This is a genomic window from Ruegeria sp. SATB027 (assembly GCF_059613825.1).
Map to the genome: position 1 here is coordinate 80,443 of NZ_JBXWTH010000093.1, position 14,469 is coordinate 94,911.

At 60.0% G+C, this 14,469-nt stretch carries 17 protein-coding genes; 10 read left to right on the forward strand and 7 right to left on the reverse strand.

Translation table 11 applies throughout. The annotated features are described in order from the left end of the window. Positions 1–155: 155 nt before the first annotated feature. Positions 156–656 carry an Lrp/AsnC family transcriptional regulator gene (locus AC2FPW_RS21420; protein ID WP_209504770.1) on the forward strand — a complete coding sequence of 167 codons (501 nt, stop codon included), beginning with the start codon at positions 156–158 and terminating at the stop codon, positions 654–656. Positions 657–775: 119 nt separating this feature from the next. Here the strand turns inward: AC2FPW_RS21420 and AC2FPW_RS21425 are convergent, their stop codons facing one another. The 5 genes from AC2FPW_RS21425 to lgt form a co-directional block, all read right to left on the reverse strand. Next, positions 776–1,558 carry a Hint domain-containing protein gene (locus tag AC2FPW_RS21425; protein ID WP_267362963.1) on the reverse strand — a complete coding sequence of 261 codons (783 nt, stop codon included), beginning with the start codon at positions 1,556–1,558 and terminating at the stop codon, positions 776–778. A 330-nt stretch (positions 1,559–1,888) separates the two neighbouring features. Beyond that, complete coding sequence (locus AC2FPW_RS21430) at positions 1,889–2,017, reverse strand: hypothetical protein (RefSeq protein ID WP_496753552.1); 129 nt, start codon at positions 2,015–2,017, stop codon at positions 1,889–1,891. A gap of 270 nt (positions 2,018–2,287) precedes the next feature. Next, positions 2,288–3,046: a peptidoglycan editing factor PgeF gene (gene pgeF / locus AC2FPW_RS21435; protein ID WP_267362960.1), complete on the reverse strand. Its 759-nt coding sequence runs from the start codon at positions 3,044–3,046 to the stop codon at positions 2,288–2,290. After that, a complete protein-coding gene (locus tag AC2FPW_RS21440; RefSeq protein ID WP_496815305.1) occupies positions 3,043–4,110 on the reverse strand; it encodes a class I SAM-dependent methyltransferase in 1,068 nt (355 codons plus the stop codon). The genes pgeF and AC2FPW_RS21440 overlap by 4 nt, the downstream gene beginning before the upstream one ends. Beyond that, positions 4,107–4,997: a prolipoprotein diacylglyceryl transferase gene (lgt, locus tag AC2FPW_RS21445; RefSeq protein ID WP_480505931.1), complete on the reverse strand. Its 891-nt coding sequence runs from the start codon at positions 4,995–4,997 to the stop codon at positions 4,107–4,109. Before lgt ends, AC2FPW_RS21440 begins: the two co-directional genes overlap by 4 nt. 97 nt (positions 4,998–5,094) lie before the next feature. Between lgt and AC2FPW_RS21450 the strand changes: the two genes are divergently transcribed. The 5 genes from AC2FPW_RS21450 to AC2FPW_RS21470 all read left to right on the forward strand — a co-directional run bounded on the left by AC2FPW_RS21450 (position 5,095) and on the right by AC2FPW_RS21470 (position 8,301). Continuing rightward, positions 5,095–5,343, forward strand: coding sequence for an accessory factor UbiK family protein (locus AC2FPW_RS21450; RefSeq protein ID WP_050604795.1), 249 nt, complete (start codon positions 5,095–5,097; stop codon positions 5,341–5,343). 321 nt (positions 5,344–5,664) lie between these two features. Next, positions 5,665–6,165, forward strand: coding sequence for a type III secretion system chaperone family protein (locus AC2FPW_RS21455; protein ID WP_209598027.1), 501 nt, complete (start codon positions 5,665–5,667; stop codon positions 6,163–6,165). 39 nt (positions 6,166–6,204) lie between these two features. After that, positions 6,205–7,020 (forward strand): pyrroline-5-carboxylate reductase, encoded by an 816-nt coding sequence (gene proC / locus AC2FPW_RS21460; RefSeq protein WP_496815306.1) that lies wholly within the window; start codon positions 6,205–6,207, stop codon positions 7,018–7,020. Then, a complete protein-coding gene (locus AC2FPW_RS21465) occupies positions 7,013–7,351 on the forward strand; it encodes a tRNA-binding protein (protein WP_267362951.1) in 339 nt (112 codons plus the stop codon). The genes proC and AC2FPW_RS21465 overlap by 8 nt, the downstream gene beginning before the upstream one ends. Beyond that, positions 7,351–8,301, forward strand: coding sequence for a 2-hydroxyacid dehydrogenase (locus tag AC2FPW_RS21470; protein WP_496815307.1), 951 nt, complete (start codon positions 7,351–7,353; stop codon positions 8,299–8,301). Before AC2FPW_RS21465 ends, AC2FPW_RS21470 begins: the two co-directional genes overlap by 1 nt. Here the strand turns inward: AC2FPW_RS21470 and AC2FPW_RS21475 are convergent. Next, positions 8,298–8,876 (reverse strand): thymidine kinase, encoded by a 579-nt coding sequence (locus tag AC2FPW_RS21475; protein WP_496815308.1) that lies wholly within the window; start codon positions 8,874–8,876, stop codon positions 8,298–8,300. The two genes, AC2FPW_RS21470 and AC2FPW_RS21475, sit on opposite strands and share 4 nt — an antisense overlap. 355 nt (positions 8,877–9,231) lie before the next feature. On the opposite strand from AC2FPW_RS21475, the gene AC2FPW_RS21480 reads away from it, so the two are divergent. Together AC2FPW_RS21480 and AC2FPW_RS21485 are read left to right on the forward strand one after the other, a co-directional pair. Continuing rightward, on the forward strand, positions 9,232–9,693 hold the full coding sequence (locus tag AC2FPW_RS21480) for a hypothetical protein (RefSeq protein WP_480587906.1): 462 nt from the start codon (positions 9,232–9,234) through the stop codon (positions 9,691–9,693). A 159-nt stretch (positions 9,694–9,852) separates the two neighbouring features. Continuing rightward, positions 9,853–11,655, forward strand: coding sequence for a hypothetical protein (locus tag AC2FPW_RS21485; RefSeq protein WP_496815310.1), 1,803 nt, complete (start codon positions 9,853–9,855; stop codon positions 11,653–11,655). A 26-nt stretch (positions 11,656–11,681) separates the two neighbouring features. Here AC2FPW_RS21485 and AC2FPW_RS21490 read toward each other — a convergent pair whose 3' ends face one another. After that, the gene (locus AC2FPW_RS21490; RefSeq protein WP_496815312.1) at positions 11,682–12,806 is read right to left on the reverse strand and encodes a beta-ketoacyl-ACP synthase III; all 1,125 of its coding nucleotides are present in this window, start codon (positions 12,804–12,806) and stop codon (positions 11,682–11,684) included. Between the two features lie 159 nt (positions 12,807–12,965). On the opposite strand from AC2FPW_RS21490, the gene AC2FPW_RS21495 reads away from it, so the two are divergent. Continuing rightward, positions 12,966–13,433 carry a MarR family winged helix-turn-helix transcriptional regulator gene (locus tag AC2FPW_RS21495; RefSeq protein ID WP_496815314.1) on the forward strand — a complete coding sequence of 156 codons (468 nt, stop codon included), beginning with the start codon at positions 12,966–12,968 and terminating at the stop codon, positions 13,431–13,433. Further along, on the forward strand, positions 13,430–14,467 hold the full coding sequence (locus AC2FPW_RS21500; RefSeq protein WP_496815315.1) for an efflux RND transporter periplasmic adaptor subunit: 1,038 nt from the start codon (positions 13,430–13,432) through the stop codon (positions 14,465–14,467). Before AC2FPW_RS21495 ends, AC2FPW_RS21500 begins: the two co-directional genes overlap by 4 nt. Positions 14,468–14,469 lie beyond the last annotated feature (2 nt).

Here is a 14,469-nt window from a genome sequence, read left to right on the forward strand (position 1 = left end):
TTAAAGCCCCTTACTGTTCAGGCCCCCTCGGGCAGGGGTGCCCTGGGTTTTAGGGGAGAAGGCGAAAAGGAAACAAAGAAAATTGCGCATCTGCGAAACATTATTGCGCGCGTGTGGGGTGCTGATATAAGAACCGAAAAAATCAGGAGCATTTGATGGTCACGACTCGGCTGGATGATATTGATCGCAAGATTCTGGCGGAACTGCAGGCGGACGGTCGTATGACCAATGTCGAGCTGGCAAAACGGGTCGGAATCTCGGCCCCGCCCTGTCTGCGCCGGGTGCGCACACTCGAAGAATCCGGCTTCATCACCGGCTATCACGCCGAGGTCAACTCGCGCGAGTTGGGGTTCGAGGTTCAGGTATTTGCCATGGTCGGTCTGGACAGCCAGGCCGAAGTCGAACTGCGCGCGTTCGAAGGCCGCTGCCGCGAATGGCCATTGGTCCGCGAATGCCACATGCTGAACGGCGAAGTGGACTTCATCCTGAAATGCGTCGCACCTGACCTGAGCAGCTTTCAGCAGTTTCTGACGGGCGAGTTGCTGACCACGCCAAACGTGGCCAGCGTCAAGACATCGCTCGTTATTCGCGGCGCAAAAGACGAGCCAGGCGTACCGTTCGACGTTCTGGAAGAACGTATGAACCGGACGGCGTAACGCCAACACGTTTTGGTTGCGCGGTGATTGGTGGCAACAGTGCTGCCACCGCAAGGGATAGAACCCAACTTATTACCAGCTGCATGATGCCCCCCATAATGCAGTAATCACAATCATGCTCAGGCCGTCATCGCGTCGATCTCACCATCTCCGGCGCGCGGCATCAGCAGCGGGCCGAAATCGTTCAGCGACTCGATATGCGCGAACAGGTTCAGATAGATCGACCGAAGCGAGTGGCTGATCATGCGAACCGCATTCACACCTGGATGATATGTTTCGAACTGTAATCCATCTACGCGAATAACGGAATGGCGTTTTAAACAAATGTGAAACAGTTCAACGGGGGTAGGCGGCATTGTTTCAATGACACCCATCCCGTCCTGAAATTCGGACACGGGTGTAAGAATCGGCTGCCCCCCATGCAGGTGCCGCAAATGCGCAGGTGTTCCCACGATTCGCGCCGCCGGGCCGGCAATGACACCCGACATTGGCTTTTGCATCCCGAACGTATCCGCCATGATCCGCGTCAGCGGTCGCGTCCGGCCACGTGAATCCGCGCGTCCGGGGATCAACGTGACAGATCCCTTCCATAGCACGGTTTCCGATGCGCCATCCTGCGTCAGGACCGTATCCCCCGGCATCAGATCCTCGATTGCCATCGGTCCATGTTCCGTTTCTACCAAAGATCCACGTGTGAAGGCGCAAAACGCGTCTTCAAACATCGGCAGGGCAGGCGCGATGTGGCGGGTCTGAACCACATCTCCGTTCTTCAACAGGCTGCTGACCTCATAGCGGCGCAGCTGGGCTTTTGGCTTGGAAACCGGCCGCGGCGCGTCCCGCAGCATAACAGACGTTTCGATAGCATTTCTGGCCGCGCGGGCCAGTGAATTAGGAATAGTCATTAATATTCCGTCCCCTCAAAATGTTCGGTCAGGCGCGGCGTACCCCCGTACAGACCCGCCCGGCGAACTGGTTCTTTGCCTTGAAACAAATGGGTGACCCTCGGGCGGTGACCGGTACGGTCCCGCAACGCGACTAAATCTCGCTTTCCAATGGTCAACACATTGACCCCCCAGACAAACTCGTACTTCACGGGCGAAATTGCCCGCACACACACAACTCCTAAAAAGTCACGAACCCCTCGCTCGTGACGCGCGATACATCAGGCCGGAGCAAACCTGATACGCGTTGACCCAGATGAGACCGGCAGCTTGGTCTCTGGGTTTTCTGTCTCAGCGTCGTGCCGCGATGCGACTGGCGACCCTGACAGAATTGCTTGTTACCCGCTTCCACGGCATTTCCAGGTTCTGGTCCCGAGTGGCCGCGACCATGGCTTTCAGAAAGCGTGATTTGGTCTTCATTTTTTGGTCCTGCTCTGAACGGGGTGTATTTCCCCACATCCTCTGTAAACCTTTTGTGACGCGGGTTTGCGGCAGGGATAAGGCTTATCCGGGATGATTTGCGGACAGAAAAATGAAGTCAGACGGACCTCCCACTCAACACGCCAGCGCCCGATTTTCGAACGTCAGATTCCGATCTGATTACTGGCAAAAACTCGTTACGATTCTGATGCCCAATCAACACAACAAATGTGGCGGAAAAGTGGCAGGGCACCTAAATCTGGACGAAGATCACAATCTTATGACGGAAATCAACCGCCCGTAATCGACCTCGTTCGCGTGCGTTGACCGGCGATAGGAATAGAACCTGTCAGGGTCGGAATATGTGCAGTGTCGGGTCCACTCGGCCTGTCCGATTCCCGCCTGCCGCAGCCGGTGCAACCCGAAGGCGGGCAGATCAAATTGCAGGCGGTCACTTTCACCATTGGCAAAAAAGCGGCTGTTGTCCGGCGAATCCGCCAGGAACGCGTCCAGAAACTCCGGCCCCACCTCGTAAGCGCGCTGGGAAATACTGGGTCCGATCACGGCGCAGATATTGCTGCGGTCGGCTCCCAGCGCCTCCATCGCGTCCAGCGTCGCTTCCAGAACACCGTCCAGCGCGCCGCGCCACCCGGCATGGGCCGCACCGATCACATGCGCGTCGGGATCGGCGAACAGAACCGGCTGGCAATCGGCCGTCAGGATCGTCAGGGCCAGACCGGGTGTTGCTGTGACAATGGCGTCCGCTTTGGGCTTTTCACCGTCAACCGGGGCTTGGACTGTCAGAACCGTTGGGGAATGAACCTGATGCACCGCGACCATTGCCTCGGGGTCCACCTCCATCGCGTCGGCCACCCGCCGCCGGTTCAGCGCGACAATCTCGGTTTGATCCGAGGACCCCTGACCGCAGTTCAACCCGCTGAAAATTCCTGAAGACGCGCCGCCGCGACGGGTAAAGAACCCATGGCGAAATGGCGACAGCAGATCCGAGGTCAGAATTTCCAGCGTCATGGTTCCAATCCTGGTGGTGGGGCTGCATAGGCCGGGAAAAGGCCCATCACCTTGAACAGATTTCCCATTTCATCAGGATGCGTCAACCGCCGATGCGCGGCAATCAGCGCATCCAGCTCGGAACCGCTCAGTGCCTTGGACAGGGCTTGCGCGCGTGCGGTGATCCCCAGCCGTTCAAGGAAGACGCCCTGCGGTGTCAAGCGTGTATGCCTGCACCCACAGGCGCGGGTTGCAACGGCCAAAGGCTCAAAATCCACATGCGCGGTCAAATCGGCCTGACCGGGCGATGCCAGAGGATCGGAATGTTCGTGGTTTTGCAGAGCCTGCAAGGTATCGCCCAGCGAATGCCAGTCGCCATAATCCACAATCAATGCCGCGCCGCCATGGCTGGCGACCCGCCCTGCGATCACGGTCAAAACGGGAATCGCAGCAGCACACAGTTCGACCAGATCACCGTCCTTGGTGTCCGACAGCCTGTCATTCAACGCCACCTGCGGCCCGATCGCGCCCAGTCCGAACGTCAACCCACCGTCGCGCTCGCCCACCAGACGCTCGCGCCAGCCCGTACCGTCACGCTGAAACTGGCGGATGGGCAGGGCATCAAAGAACTCGTTGGCAACCAGCAACAGCGGCTGGTCGGGCAGGTCGGCGATCATGTCGATCCAGGCCGCCTCGTATTCGTTCAGGGTTTCAGCCTGCACCTGTTTCAATACAGGCGATGCTTCGACCAGAACTACCTGCGCCGCCTTGTGAAATCCGGGAATCGTTCGTGTAGCGCGCAGAATATCGGCCATCAGGGTACCGCGCCCCGGCCCCAGCTCACACAGGGTAAACGGTGCAGGCCGTCCCTGATCCATCCAGCTCTGCGCCAGAGACAGCCCGACCAGCTCTCCGAACATCTGACTGATTTCCGGCGCTGTGGTGAAATCCCCCGCAGCCCCCAGCGGATCACGGGTCGTGTAATAGCCCAGCGTCGGATGCAGCAGGCACTCAGCCATGTAATCCGCCACGCTCATGGGTCCGTCCTGCCGGATGCGGGCGACCAGATGATCGGTCAGGCTCATGCCGCCCGCCGCCGCGCGCGCAGGGCAAACCACAATCCAAGCGCGATCATCGGCAGCGACAGGAACTGCCCCATGGTCAGCCCGTACCCGCCCACATGCCAGGCCAGCCCCAGCGGATTGCCGGGCGATACGAATTGTGCGTCCGGCTGGCGAAAGAACTCGACGATAAAGCGCGATGCGCCGTAGCCCGCAAGAAACGTCCCCATGACAAGGCCCGGTGTGCGAAAACCGCCGCGCCGATAGACCAGCCACAGCAATACCGCCCCAAGCAACACCCCCTCCAGCGCGGCCTCATACAGCTGCGACGGGTGCCGGGCGCACATGCCTGCGACCACGCCGGGGCAATCCTGCGCAGCATATCCAGGAAAGATGACAGCCCAGGGCAGCTCACTCGGGCGGCCCCACAGCTCGGCGTTGACGAAATTGGCCAGCCGCCCCAGCAGCAATCCGGGCGGAACGGTGTAGGCAACCAGATCCCCCAGCGACAGGGCAGGGATCCGGTGCCGTCGTGCAAACAGGTACGACGCAAGGATTACGCCCAGCAGGCCGCCATGAAACGCCATGCCGCCTTGCCAGACCTTCACGATCTCCAGCGGGTGCGACAGGTAATAACCCGGCTGATAAAACAGCACAAAGCCCAGCCGCCCGCCCAGAATCACGCCCAGAATGATCCAGGTAACCAGATCCTCCAGCTGTTCGGGCTTCATCGGCGGGCCATCCGCAGGCCAGAGCGCCGGGCGGCGCAACGCCACAACAGCCAGCCGCCACGCGATCAGGATGCCCGCGATATAGGCCAGCGCATACCACCTTAACGCGAACTCCATCCCGAACAGCGGGATCGAGAACAGTTCGGGCGACAGATCGGGGAAATTCAGAACAGCCTGCATGTGCGTCTCATTGCCCGGGGTTTGCAGGTCAAGTCAACCTTGAGCCCGCGCCATTCTTTGCCCATATACAGGTAAACCGCGAGATCGGAGAACAGATATGCAGACCCGCAACAAAATCCTGGATGACGTGTCCCAGTTGATGACCAACGCCATGGGCGTGGCGCAGGGCGCGCGGGAAGAGGCTGAAAACGCGATGAAGTCGATGATCGACCGCTGGCTGGCCGACCGCGATTTCGTCACCCGTGAAGAATTTGACGCCGTGCGCGCCATGGCTCAGAAGGCGCGCGAAGAAAACGCGGCACTCGAAGCCCGCATCGCCGCGCTCGAGGCGAAACTGGACAAATAACGCCCCGGCGTTCCCTGTTTTCACTATTTTCGGACAAAGCATTCCGCCGCGCAATCCAGCCCGGATTGTGCGGTGCTGTGTATTCTGACGTGTCGCAGAATTTATTCAAGACAAAGCTGACTCTGGCGCCAATATTTTGATCGCCGTTGCCGTCTGTCCACAACTTATTGCTGTTATCCCCAATAATTAGGGTTGCCAGAACTTACGCCACATCGCACCATATTTAGTACAGGCCTTTGGGGGAAGCCCGGCTTGTAGAGCAGGCAACTAGCGCTGGGGCGCTGCCAGCCCCGAAATGCTAGAGATTAGTGAGGTGGCATTATGGCCCTTTCCGAGCAGTATCTCGAAGAAGACATTCATCCGATCGACATTGTTGAGCATCTGGCCGAACATCACGACTGGGATTTTGATCGCATTGGGGACGATCAGATTGCCATGGCCGTTGAAGGGCAGTGGCGCACCTACTCGATCACGCTGGCCTGGTCCAACTATGACGAAACGCTGCGCATGGTGTGCAGCTTCGAAATGGAACCACCGGCCGAGCGTGAAATGCAGCTCTATGAGCTGCTCAACAAGATGAACGACCAGTGCTGGGCAGGCGCGTTTACCTATTGGGCAAACCAGAAGCTGATGGTCTATCGCTATGGTCTGGTCCTTGCGGGCGGACAAACGGCCAGCGCTGACCAGATCGACACGATGATCAATGCCGCCGTCATGAGCGCCGAGCGGTACTACCCCGCGATCCAATTGGTGACCTGGGGCAACAGAGGGCCAGAAGAAGCCATGCAAGTGGCCATTGCAGAGGCCTACGGCCGCGCGTAAACCTTTGCCCCGAACCGATATGTAATGCGGGAGGGGCAAATGGACATGACGCGTGTGGCCGAACAGGGGCTTGTGCTTCTGGGGTGCGGAAAGATGGGGTCCGCAATGCTGGCGGGATGGCTGGAACACGGCCTTCCGCCAGCTTCCGTTTGGGTCATCGATCCCTACCCGTCAGATTGGCTGAAGGCGCAGGGCGTCAATATCAACGCACCGTTGCCCGAATCCCCCGCCGTGGTGCTGGTTGCGGTCAAACCGCAGATGATGGGCGAAGCCCTGCCTGCCCTTCAGGCGCTGGGCGGTGGGTCCAGCCTGTTCATTTCCGTTGCGGCTGGCACCTCGATTGCCACCTTCGAATCTGTTCTGGGCCAAGACACCCCGATCATTCGCGCCATGCCCAACACACCCGCTGCTATCCGTCAGGGCATCACGGCACTGATCGGCAACGCACACGCCTCCGAGACCGATATGGAACAGGCCGAAAACCTGCTGGCGGCAGTGGGTCAGACAATTCGCCTTGAGGATGAGGCACAGATGGACGCCGTCACCGGGCTCAGCGGGTCCGGCCCGGCCTATGTGTTCCATCTGATCGAAACCCTGGCCGCTGCGGGCGAGGCGCATGGCTTGCCTGCCGAGCTTGCGATGAAACTGGCCAAGTCCACAGTGGCCGGTGCCGGGGCGCTGGCCATGGCGTCCGACGAAGACCCGGCGCAGCTGCGCATCAACGTGACCTCTCCGAACGGTACCACACAGGCCGCGCTTGAGGTGCTGATGCATCAGGAAACCGGCTTTCCCGACCTGCTGCACCGTGCCGTCAAGGCCGCAACCAACCGATCCAAGGAGCTCTCGCGTGAGTGAAATTTCGTTCGACGACTTTCTCAAGGTCGATATTCGCGTGGGCGAGGTGATCCGCGCCGAACCCTATCCCGAGGCCCGCAAACCCGCGATCAAGATGTGGATCGACTTTGGGGACGAGATTGGCGAGCGCAAGACCTCGGCCCAGATCACCGCGCATTACGATCCGGCCACTCTGGTCGGCAAACAGGTCATGGCTGTCGTCAACTTCCCTCCGCGCCAGATCGGCAAGTTCATGTCCGAGGTTCTGGTGCTGGGTCTTCCCGATGACAGCGGCGAGATCGTTTTGATCGGCCCCGACGGCAAGGTACCAACCGGCGGGCGGATGCACTAATGAAACTGCTGATCACGCGTCCGATGACACCGGCAGTCGAATCGCGCGCCCGCGCCGATTTCGATGTAACCATCCGGGAAAACACCCTGCCCATGGCGCGGCAGGAGATGCTGGCCGCTCTGGCCGGATACGACGTTGTTGTGCCGACATTGGGCGATCAGTTCTCGGCTCGGATCTTTGCCGAGGTCGGTCAGCCGCGCTGCAAGCTGCTGGCCAATTTCGGTGTTGGCTTCAACCATATCGACGTGGATGCGGCACGCGCGGCCGGGATTGACGTAACCAATACCCCCGGCGCCGTCACCGATGCCACGGCTGATATCGCCATGACCCTGCTGCTGACCACAGCCCGGCGCGCCGGTGAGGGTGAGCGGCTGGTGCGGTCGGGTCAGTGGCAGGGCTGGCACCCGACGCAGATGCTGGGCCATCACGTGACCGGCAAGCGCGTGGGCATCGTCGGCATGGGCCGCATCGGGCAGGCCATCGCGCGCCGCTGTCATTTCGGGTTTGCCATGCAGGTGGCCTATCAATCCCGCAATCCAAAAGATCTGGATTTCCCGGCAGAATTCACACCTGACCTTGAAACACTCGCCGCTTCGGTCGATTTCCTTGTGCTTGCGGTTCCCGGTGGTGCGGAAACCCGCCACCTGATCAATGCGCAGGTTCTTGAGGCGATGAACCCCTCGGCTATTCTGGTCAACATCGCCCGTGGCGAGGTGGTGGACGAGGCCGCGCTGATCACGGCGCTGCAAACCGGTCAGATCGCGGGGGCGGGGCTGGACGTCTACGAATTCGAACCCAAAGTGCCACTAGCCCTGTGCGATATGGAAAACGTCACCCTGCTGCCCCATCTGGGCACTGCCACCGAAGAGGTGCGCAGCAGCATGGGGCACATGGCGCTGGATAACGTGGCGGCCTTTGTCGCGGGCAGGGCGCTGCCCAACCCGGTCTAGTCGCCCACCGCCTCACGCCAGTGTTTGCGGCAGAGCGAGACATAGGTCTCGTTCCCGCCGATCTGCACCTGCGCCCCTTCGGTGATGGCCTTGCCGGTCTCGTCGCGACGAATCACCATCGTGGCCTTGCGGCCGCATTCACAGATCGTGCGCACCTCGCGCATTTCGTCGGCAAGGGCCAGCAGGGCGGCAGAACCGGGGAACAGCTTGCCTTGAAAATCCACGCGCAGCCCATAGGCCAGCACCGGCACATCCAGATCGTCCACCGCACGGGCCAGTTGCCAGACCTGCGCCTCGGACAGGAACTGCGCCTCATCAATGAAAACACAGGCCACGGGACCTTTGTCCAGCCGGGATCGGATCATGGCGAAGACATCATCTTCGGGTGTGAACGTGTCAGCCTGCTCCGATATGCCGATGCGCGATGCAATCCGCCCCGCACCCGCCCGCCCGTCAAGGGCGGCGGTCATCAGATAGGTCTGCATCCCGCGCTCGCGATAGTTGTGCGACGCCTGTAGCAACACGGTCGACTTGCCCGCGTTCATGGTGGAATAGTTGAAATACAGCTTTGCCATGGCGTGGGTCTAAAACGCCCGGCCAAAAGGAACAAGAGAGCAAAGGGATGTAAGAAGCGACGTCGCCGTTGCGTGTGCAGAGGCCGAGCTGGGCTCGTAGGGGATGGAACCCCCGCGTCTGCAACAGCGACGCCGTCGGCCAACATGTGGCCAAAACAAAGCAAGGCCCAACAATACCGCCCTGCAATCACTCTTTACCGGCTTGAACTGCCGCCACTCACTCACAAAATCCCCCGCTTATCTGAGGGATAGTCAATGTATGACATTTCAATTATGACTCAGGTATGGGAAATTTCCCGACGCTTTCCCCGGTTTGGACATCGGGCAGGCGTTTGCAGGTAACAAAGGTAAATCAATGGCAGATATCGGGGCCTATCTGAAGAAACACACAGAAGCGCTGGTCAAAGATGTCGGAATAGAAGCTGCTTGTGAAATCACCGGAAAATCCAAGGCGACCCTGGGCCGGTACTATTCGGACAATGCCGAACACGCGGACAGGTTCATGCCCGTGGATGCGGTGGCCCGGCTTGAAAACGCAGCAACTTATCCGCATGTGACATCCGCACTGGCGGATCTGAAAAACATCACCTTGTCCTACAGCGAACGCAACACCGTGGCACCACGCACAGGCGGGGTGAATTCGGATGTCATCGCGCTCAGCCAGCGGTTTGCAATGCTGATGACGGAATATCAGGCCGCAATCGAAGATGGCATCATCACGGTGAACGAAGCCAAAAGGCTGCTGAAAGAAACCAGTATGCTTCAGCAGGTCCTGATTGAAATGAAACTGCACCTGGAAGAAGAAAGCGTCAGCTAGGCTTGGTGGCGGCCAGCTATCGGCCAAAAACCGCCTGCCCGGATCGCCGCAGATGTCGTGGGCTTTGTGACATGATCACCGACCGGACTCTGCGCCTCAATTCAGTCACGTCTTTCCGATAAGCTGCAGCGCAGGCAAGATCGTCAAGGGCAGCAAACCATGCAGAAAATGCAGGGAAATTACAGCGTTCTCGCAGACCGCATGGTTTGGCGGTCGTTCCTGTTTGTCTATACGCTTTTTCTGGCCACGGTGCTGTTTGGTGCTTATCAGGAAGGCCCCGATGACGCGATGCGCTGGGTCATGGTGCAGGACCTGCTGGCGGGGCAGGGCTGGTTTGACGCCTATCAGCATCGGCTGGGGCCGGGTGACGGCACGCTGATGCACTGGTCCCGGCTTGTCGATGCGCCGATTGCCGGGCTCTACACGCTGTCCGCGATGGTCGTGCCACCCGACAGCGCCTTGCAAGTGACCGCGTTTGTCTGGCCGGTGCTGCTGGCGGGGCTGACCCTGTGGGCCTTTGCTGTCACCGGTGGAGCTTTGGGCGGGCGCAATGGCGCAGTTTCGGCACTGGTGGTCGGTGTGCTGACGCTCGAACATTATCGGAAGTTCGACTATTTCTCGTTTGACCACCACAATGTTCAGATTCTGCTGTTTGCAGCGGCCCTCATGTTCTTTGTCCTGCGCAAGGCCAAACCCTCTGCTGCGGGGTGGCTGGGTGTCTGTCTGGCCCTTTCGGTGTCAATCGGAACCGAATCGATCGTGCAGGTCGCGATTATCGCGGTGTTCTTCACGATTGACTGGATCGTGACCGGCACAGCCGCCCACCGCCGCACCATGGTGTTTGGAACCGGGCTGGCGCTGACCCTGTTGTTGGCCAGCGTTGCAACAACGGGGCGTCAGGGCTTTCTGTTCCCAAGCTGCGATGCCCTGACGATCAGTGTGGCCCTGCCGGCCGGGATCGCGGCCCTGTCCCTGTGTGCGGCAGCCTGGGTCGGGTCGGGCTGGTCCTATTGGGGGCGCATCGGCGCGTGTCTTGCGACAGGCGCTGTAACACTTGGCTGCGCTTACGCATTTGCGCCCTACTGCCTTGAAAACCCGATTGCGGACCTGCCTCAGGACATGCGCGACTTCTGGCTCAGCCAGGTTGCCGAAGCACAGAATATCACCGTCGTGCTGGAACGACACCTGGGCGAGGCTGCGGCCCTGATCGCCATGTCCGTCATCACGGCGGTGGCAGCCTTGTTCTTTGCCCGCCAGTCGCAAGACAAAATGGATTACTTCCTGTTTCTGGCGCTGATTGTGACCGGGTTTTCCATGTTTCTGTACCAGTCCCGGATGATGACGTTTCTGGGCGTGTCTCTTGTGGCTGTTCAGGCTCAGATGCTGCGGGCCCTTTACGTCAGTTACAGAACCCATGGCCGCACGCTCTCCGGCCTGGCTATGATAGGCTTTATCGTCTGCGTCTCGCCAAAGATTGGTAGCAGCGTGGAAAAACAGCTGGAACGGTTTGCGCGCCCCTCCCTTGCGGCACCCGTCGCCGAGGTTGTGCAGGATTCGCAAAACATCAGCGCCCCCTGCAAAGCGCCCGAGGCCTACGCGGCCCTGCAAGACCTGCCAGCCGGAATGGTTCTGGTCGATTTCGATTATGCGGCAGAGGTGCTGCGCTATACCGATCACTCGGTTCTGGCGGGGAATTATCACCGCAACCGGGCCGGAATTCAGGCGCAGATCGCGGTTTTGCGTATGGATGCGTCCCAGGCCGGTCCGCGTCTTGCCGCGCTGGGTGTAAGCTATGTGCTGCTCTGCACCGCCGCGCCCCGTGCCGAATTCTGGGATTGGGCATCTCAGGGGCGCGGTCTGCAATCCCAGCTAGCCAAGGGTGAAACCCCCGCCTATCTCAGCCGGATTGATGGTGGGGAGGGGGCCGCGTTTCAAGTTTTTCAGCTCGCGGCCGATCTCTAGGCCGTCAGCGCTTTGCGGAATGCCGATCAGGCGTGACGCTTGACGATCACCGAACCAACCGAATACCCGGCTCCAAAAGAACAGATCAGCCCCAGATCGCCCTCTTGCAGATCGTCAGAGTATTTCGAAAACGCAATGATCGACCCAGCGGATGAGGTGTTCGCATAATCCTGAAGGATATTGGGTTGCTCGCCCGCCTCGGGTTCGCGGCCCAGAACCTTCTTGCCGATGAAGTCGTTCATCGTCTTGTTGGCCTGATGCAGCCACAGGCGTTTGAGGTCGGTATTGCTGACCCCTTCGGCCTCCATATGGTCGCTGATATGCTTGCTGACCATCGGCAACACTTCCTTGAACACCTTCCGGCCATTCTGCATGAACTGCATGTCGCGGCGGTCAATCACGCCATCGGGGCGCGACCGGCGCAGGAACCCGTTGTTGTTGCGGATATTGTTTGAAAAGGCGGTGGCACAGCGGGTCGACAGGATTTCGAAATGCGGGCCCCTTGCGTCTTCGATCCGCTCGATCAGCGTTGCCGTTGCCACATCGCCAAAGATAAAGTGACAATCCCGGTCGCGCCATTCCAGGTGGCCCGAGCAGATTTCAGGGTTCACCACCAACGCCGCGCGCACCGACCCGGACCGCACCATGTCCGCCGCCGCCTGAATGCCGAACGTGGCCGAAGAACAGGCGACATTCATGTCAAAGCCAAACCCGTCGATGCCCAGTTCCTGCTGAATCTCGATTGCAATCGCCGGATAGGCGCGCTCGTGGTTCGAGGCCGCGCAGATCACCAGATCGACATCCGCCGCCGTGCGCCCCGCCTGCGCCAGCGCCTTCCTGCAGGCATCCACTGCCATCTCGGTCATGATCCCAGGCTCGTCATCGCTGCGTTGGCGCAGCGTCGGGTGCATCACGTCGGGGTTCAGTACCCCGGCCTTGTCCATCACGTACCGGTTATGAATGCCCGATGCCTTGACGATGAACTCTTCCGAGGAATGCTGCATCGCCTCCATCTGCCCGGCTGCGATGGCCTCGGCATTCTTCGCGTTCTGCTTGTCGGCATAGGCGTTGAACGCTTCGACAAGCTCGGCATTGGTGATGACGTTTTCCGGCGTGAAGACACCGGTACCGGTGATGGCGGGGGTATACATGGCGGGCCCTGAATGTTTCGGATTCGCCCAAAATGCAGTCATGGCGTGATTTGATCAAGATATGTTGACCCAAGGGAATCCGTTCCGGGGTGCAGTTTCATATCTTGAATAGTTCATAAATTGAAGTATATCGCCCCGTAACCCGCGCGGAGACCCCCAATGCCCGACGATATCAGTGCCAGACTGGGCCGCCTCAGCCCCGAGATTCAGGCGATCATGGGCGTCTATGCCCTGTACTGGAAACTGGAAGAGACCTTCGACTGTATCGAAACAGACCTGAGCCACCCGGAATGCCACATGCTGATCAAGCTGGATCAGCCCAAGCGCATGGGCGTTCTGGCCGCCGATATGTTAAGCGTCCCATCAACGATCACCGCCACTGCGGATACCCTCGAAAAAGCGGGCTATCTGATGCGGCGGCGTGACCCCGAAGACCGCCGCGCCTGGTTGCTGGTGCTGACAAAGCAGGGCGAAGAGGCCCGCAACATGCTGGTCGCCGCCGCAGGGGACCTGTTTCACCGGGCCTCGGGCCTCAACGAACAAGAAACTGCCGAATTCGCGCGACTGGCGCGCAAAATCCGCGACAACGTATTGAAAACGGGAATTCCCGAGGGATTGAAGAAATGAAACTCCTGACCTCTCTGGGCCTTGCACTGGCCGTTCTGGCAACTCCGATTGCCGCTCAAGATATTCCGAAGCCGGTGAAACTCATGCAGGTGCGCGAAACCGCGCCGGGTTTCACGCGGCAGTTTTTCGGCCGCGTTGCCGCGCGCCAGACCGTTGATCTTGCCTTTCAGGTTGCGGGCCAGATTGTCGAGATGCCCATCAACGAAGGCTTCGTGATTCCCAAGGATGGCCTGATTGCCCGTCTGGATCAGGAACCGTTCGAGCTGCGCCTTGATCGGGCACGGCTGCAAAAGGAACAGGCCGACCGCACCGTCGCCCGCCTGTCGCGCCTGCGCGGTACAACCGCCAGCCAGGTGGCCGTGGACGATGCCGAGACCGAGGCGCAACTGGCCGCGATCGCCCTGCGCGACGCGGAATATGAACTGGAACACGCCACGCTGACCGCGCCCTTTGACGCGCTGGTCTCAAGCCGCTCGGTCGAGGCGTTTACGACCGTCTCGGCAGGCACGCCCATCGTCCGCATTCACGACATGTCCGAACTTCGCATCGTGGTCGACGTGCCCGAGATCCTGTTTCAACGCTCCGGCCAGAATGATCAAAGAACGATCACTGCCAAATTCCCTGCCAGTGACGAAGTCTTCCCGCTGGAAATCCGGGAATTCGACGCGGAAACCTCCAGCGTTGGTCAAACCTTCCGCATCCAGTTCGGCCTGACCCCGCCCAAGGGGCTGCAAATCCTTCCCGGTTCTTCCGTTACCGTCAATGTTCAGGTGCAGGACAACCGCACAGGCATCATCGTACCGGCGACCGCTGTTGTCGCCGACGCAAACGGCGCGCTGAACGTCATGGTGTTTTCCCCGGTCGGGGCGGATGAGGGCACCGTGCGCCGCGTCCCGGTGACCATCGAGCCCACGCAAACCGGCGATGTCCGGGTGCTGACGGGCCTGTCTGACGGGGATGAGGTCGTTGTGGCCGGGGGCGCTGTGCTGACGGATGGTCAGACGGTGCGCCGGTTTGCCGGTTTCGCGAACTGAGG